At 34.0% G+C, this 3762-nt stretch carries 6 protein-coding genes, 2 tRNA genes and 1 pseudogene; 3 read left to right on the forward strand and 6 right to left on the reverse strand.

Annotation, left to right across the window (positions count from 1 at the left end; genetic code table 11):
- Positions 1–21: 21 nt before the first annotated feature.
- Together BMX34_RS09485 and BMX34_RS09490 are read left to right on the forward strand one after the other, a co-directional pair.
- Positions 22–94 (forward strand) — tRNA-Asn (locus BMX34_RS09485).
- A gap of 16 nt (positions 95–110) precedes the next feature.
- Positions 111–183, forward strand: a tRNA-Thr gene (locus tag BMX34_RS09490).
- Positions 184–368: 185 nt separating this feature from the next.
- Here BMX34_RS09490 and BMX34_RS09495 read toward each other — a convergent pair.
- Genes BMX34_RS09495 through BMX34_RS09510 form a run of 5 tightly spaced genes read right to left on the reverse strand, consistent with a single transcriptional unit; the run spans position 369 to position 3110 of the window.
- Positions 369–1523, reverse strand: a complete 1155-nt coding sequence (locus tag BMX34_RS09495) for a tyrosine-type recombinase/integrase (protein ID WP_092572762.1) — start codon at positions 1521–1523, stop codon at positions 369–371.
- 34 nt (positions 1524–1557) lie between these two features.
- On the reverse strand, positions 1558–1713 hold the full coding sequence (locus BMX34_RS09805; RefSeq protein ID WP_200793449.1) for a hypothetical protein: 156 nt from the start codon (positions 1711–1713) through the stop codon (positions 1558–1560).
- Positions 1714–1767: 54 nt separating this feature from the next.
- A complete protein-coding gene (locus BMX34_RS09500) occupies positions 1768–2355 on the reverse strand; it encodes a hypothetical protein (protein WP_092572763.1) in 588 nt (195 codons plus the stop codon).
- A gap of 13 nt (positions 2356–2368) precedes the next feature.
- On the reverse strand, positions 2369–2755 hold the full coding sequence (locus tag BMX34_RS09505) for an ImmA/IrrE family metallo-endopeptidase (RefSeq protein ID WP_092572764.1): 387 nt from the start codon (positions 2753–2755) through the stop codon (positions 2369–2371).
- Between the two features lie 22 nt (positions 2756–2777).
- The gene (locus tag BMX34_RS09510; RefSeq protein ID WP_092572765.1) at positions 2778–3110 is read right to left on the reverse strand and encodes a helix-turn-helix domain-containing protein; all 333 of its coding nucleotides are present in this window, start codon (positions 3108–3110) and stop codon (positions 2778–2780) included.
- A 152-nt stretch (positions 3111–3262) separates the two neighbouring features.
- Here BMX34_RS09510 and BMX34_RS09515 point away from each other — a divergent pair, with 152 nt between their 5' ends.
- On the forward strand, positions 3263–3451 hold the full coding sequence (locus tag BMX34_RS09515; RefSeq protein ID WP_092572766.1) for a helix-turn-helix domain-containing protein: 189 nt from the start codon (positions 3263–3265) through the stop codon (positions 3449–3451).
- A gap of 144 nt (positions 3452–3595) precedes the next feature.
- On the opposite strand, the pseudogene BMX34_RS10040 reads toward BMX34_RS09515, so the two are convergent.
- Positions 3596–3762 (reverse strand): annotated as a pseudogene (locus BMX34_RS10040) (IS30 family transposase); the annotation flags it as partial.

Here is a 3762-nt window from a genome sequence, read left to right on the forward strand (position 1 = left end):
CGCGCAGGGTAATTTTCTCATTCCGCAATAGCTCAGCTGGCAGAGCGCATGACTGTTAATCATGATGTCGCAGGTTCGAGCCCTGCTTGCGGAGTTATTTTTTTGTATATGCCGTTTTAGCTCAGTTGGTAGAGCGCATCCATGGTAAGGATGAGGTCGCCGGTTCAAACCCGGCAAATGGCTTTCAAAGTTTTCAATCAAAGGTTGATGTTATGCAGTTTGTAGACTGTTTAATATCAACCTTTTTTATATTAGGAATGTGTAATAGAGGGAAATAAAAGGATTAAATGGGATATCGTTCTGGCAACTTCTGGCAACTTTTTTGGAATTTCTGGCAACTTTTATTTTGCTCTTTCAGAGTCATCTTTTTAGAATTTTCTAAAATTTTTGGTTAGATTTAAAATATTAATGGCCGCTTCTTCTGAGGGACCAGTATAATGTTCCGTCATCGATAATGAGGCATGACCCAACACATTTTTAAGTTGCAATTGGTCTGCTCCGATACCTGATGCATAAGTTGCAAATGTATGTCGAAACATATGAGGAGTTATGTTTACATTATTGTCCATCATAGCTGTTATTTTATCGATAGCATTATTTAATGTCTTTTCCGAATAAGGTAGGCCGCTTTCTGGATGGATGAAAATAAAATCATCTTTATGTAAAGTTTGATTTTTCTTTGTTTTTACTTGCTTAGCAAACTCAATCTGTTCTCGCAGATATCCTGCCATAACTTGGTCTACGATAACAATTCTGTTTGAGCTTCTTGATTTTACAATTTTTCCATCTAAATAATTTCTCGTACGCTGAATCACAATTTCTAATCTAGCCAAACCGTTAGGCATGAACTTAATGTGTGATTGTTTAATAGCGTAGGCCTCTCCTCTTCGTAATCCAAAGGTCAATAGATATAAGCAACGGTAAATATCTTTGCGCATATATTTTTTTGCCAAAGTCATAAATTCTATTAGATCTGACAGGTCTATTTTTTTGTTAGTAGGTTGCCAATTCCTCTTTTTATAAGTAACTTTATTGATGTTTAACGTCGTTAAAATACCGTCATTGACGGCATCAGTTAGTACTTGCTTAAATAAATTAAAATATGATTGTACAGTTTCTTGCGAATAATCATGTTGTTCGTACATATCATTAATTATTTTCTGTACTTTTTTGGCACTAATATCATTTAAATGATAATTTTCAAATACATCTAAAAAAGCCTTGATTCGATGCTCAGCATTATGCGAGGTGTTTAAATTCCAATCGCCATTTTCACTTTTATATTTTTTATATTTCTCCCATTGTTGTCCAAATGTAACTTTATTTCCTTTAAATATTCCTGACCCATGCATTAATAACTTCGATTCCTGCATAGCTTTGTAAGCCTGTGCTTCAGCAATTGTCTCAAATCCTGACTTAGAATGCTCCTTGTCATAGTCATAGACTATTCTCACTCGATATTTCAAACCTTTTTTTGTTCTGTAAGAAAATATTCCTTCATGTTTAGTTTTTTCATATTTCATAAATTACCCTCCTGACGAACCGTCCAGATGAGTTTTAAGACTCACCCCCTTTAATGAGTAGATTCTTGATGGACTCTTTTATCTCCTGATACTCATCTTCTGTAAACTCTTTATCTTCTAAACATAAATGCAGCCGAACTTGTGATTTCAACTCTTCATAGATTCTTTCTTTTACTCTATCTTTATTCATCTTCCACCTCGAACGTATGTTCTTTTTTTACTGCTAAAGAAAAAGCCTATTGGCTTAATCTTGATTATACATTGGTATTCTTAAACCATCATCAGAAGTTGTATCAGCTAAATAATATTTAGCATCTTTATCAAAAATTGGCACTAATACTTTATAGTAATAAACATGTCCTTTTGCATAATTCCTTGATATGTCTCTTTCAGTAAAAACCAATTCATCATTTTCATTCTTTTTATAAAAATCAAATTTTCTATCTTGAGCAAAGTCTGTATATTCATCGGTTACTATAATTGCACTTGCATGATCCCATTCTGATTGCCTTTCCGAACTTGTGATTTCTGTTTTTATTAACCAATAAGCTACAGGGACTGCATAATTCTCTGTATCTAAACCTCTTTCGATTAGAGTCATTTTATAACCCTCAAAACCCATCTCTGAGATATCCATATCCATTTCTTCGAACTCAATAGTTTTCTTATAGTCTTTTGACAAGTTTTCTAACACGGCTTTTTTAGCGGTTAATTCTTCTTCAAGTTTGCTAATATCATCTGATAATTCTTCAATTTCATCAGTTTGTGCAACAACCGTTAACCCATTAAAAGATAAAAAAATAAGAGACAACATAATAATTAATTTTTTCATTATTTTTTACACCTCATAAATATTCTTCCATTTCCAAAGGGATATAACATTGTCTGCAGATTTGTTCTTTGGTCTGTCCTGCGTAGATCGTCTGTCCGATTAAACATAAATAGGTAGCAAATTGATTCGCTTCTCTTTCCTTCTTGGATTTGACCATGTAGCCGTTGTGATAAAGTGCCATTAAATCTGTATGCTCGATAGCATGATAAAGCTCGTGAGCCATTACGAACTTAGCCATAGGATTATTTTTTAAGTTTTCATTTAAGATAATTACTTTTTGATCATTGATAGGTAAATATATTCCCTGCTTATCTAATTGTTCAAAAACAATCTTAATGCCTAAGTTTTCTGCAATCTGGAACGGGTCACTAGTACCATGCCGCTTTATAATGCTACGCATTACATCGACTGTTCTGTGGATACTAATCTCCTCCTAGCATAGCTCCTATAACTCTTGTAATAGCTTCTTTGTCCTTGTCAGATAATTCTAAACCCCCGAAATTCATTGTGCTATTTTCTCTCAAAACTTGTCTTAAATCTACATTATTTTTATCTTCTATTTTATGTCCTAAAAGGTAATCAGTAGACACGTTAAAAAAATCAGCTACTTTTACTAAAGTTTGTGTTGGAATATTACGTTGATCAGTTTCCCATAGGCCCACTGTACTTTGCGAAACTCCTATACATTTAGAAAATTCAGCTTGAGATAAATTTTTATCTGTTCTCAAATTTGCAATTCTTTGTCCTACATTCACTTTATATACCTCCTTTTATATCCATTATACTTTATTACTAACAGTAATTAAATACGTTATTACAAAAAGTATTAAATACTTACTAAAAGTGGTTTAAAATTGCTTAGAGTAATGTTATACTATCTTTAGTAATTAAGAAAGGGGCTAAGTTGATGGAAAAATATGCAGAGATTATCCAATCGGAAAGAACCAAAAGAAAGCTGTCACAACAAGCTTTCGCTAAAGAAATAGGATTATCTCAATCATCAGTAGCATTGATTGAACTAGGTAAAAGAAGACCTAGCGATAAAGTTAAAGAACGGATTTCTGATTTCTTTAACTTATGTAAATTTCAAGTATAAGTTAGCCATCTAGGGTAACTAGCTATATAATTTTAATCCTCTCTGCCAGTGACGGCTTGACAATGAGCTGAGGCATGGTAGTTTGGTTCACAAGTGGGGCATTGACCTCCTCCCCAAGAAAACCATGCCGAAGGAGGCTCGTTGTCAAGCGGGCACATGTGCGCGAGCTTGTCTTTCTTTATAGAAACAGCGTGTGAAAACTTCATATGGGGTCTGATAGTCCAAAACCTTGCGCGAATAATGGTTCATCCATTGTTGGATGCGGCGACAATCGGCTTCAGTCACGTCTTTCATTGAGGTTTCTTTGGGTA

This window comes from Ignavigranum ruoffiae, from assembly GCF_900110675.1.
Taxonomy (GTDB): Bacteria; Bacillota; Bacilli; order Lactobacillales; family Aerococcaceae; genus Ignavigranum; species Ignavigranum ruoffiae.

What these genes read in the sequence shown, in the direction of transcription:
- BMX34_RS09495 (WP_092572762.1), bottom strand. Translation starts at nt 1,523, where the DNA reads ATGAAATATGAAAAAACTAAACATGAAGGAATATTTTCTTACAGAACA.
- BMX34_RS09805 (WP_200793449.1), bottom strand. Translation starts at nt 1,713, where the DNA reads ATGAATAAAGATAGAGTAAAAGAAAGAATCTATGAAGAGTTGAAATCA.
- BMX34_RS09500 (WP_092572763.1), bottom strand. Translation starts at nt 2,355, where the DNA reads ATGAAAAAATTAATTATTATGTTGTCTCTTATTTTTTTATCTTTTAAT.
- BMX34_RS09505 (WP_092572764.1), bottom strand. Translation starts at nt 2,755, where the DNA reads ATGCGTAGCATTATAAAGCGGCATGGTACTAGTGACCCGTTCCAGATT.
- BMX34_RS09515 (WP_092572766.1), top strand. Translation starts at nt 3,263, where the DNA reads ATGGAAAAATATGCAGAGATTATCCAATCGGAAAGAACCAAAAGAAAG.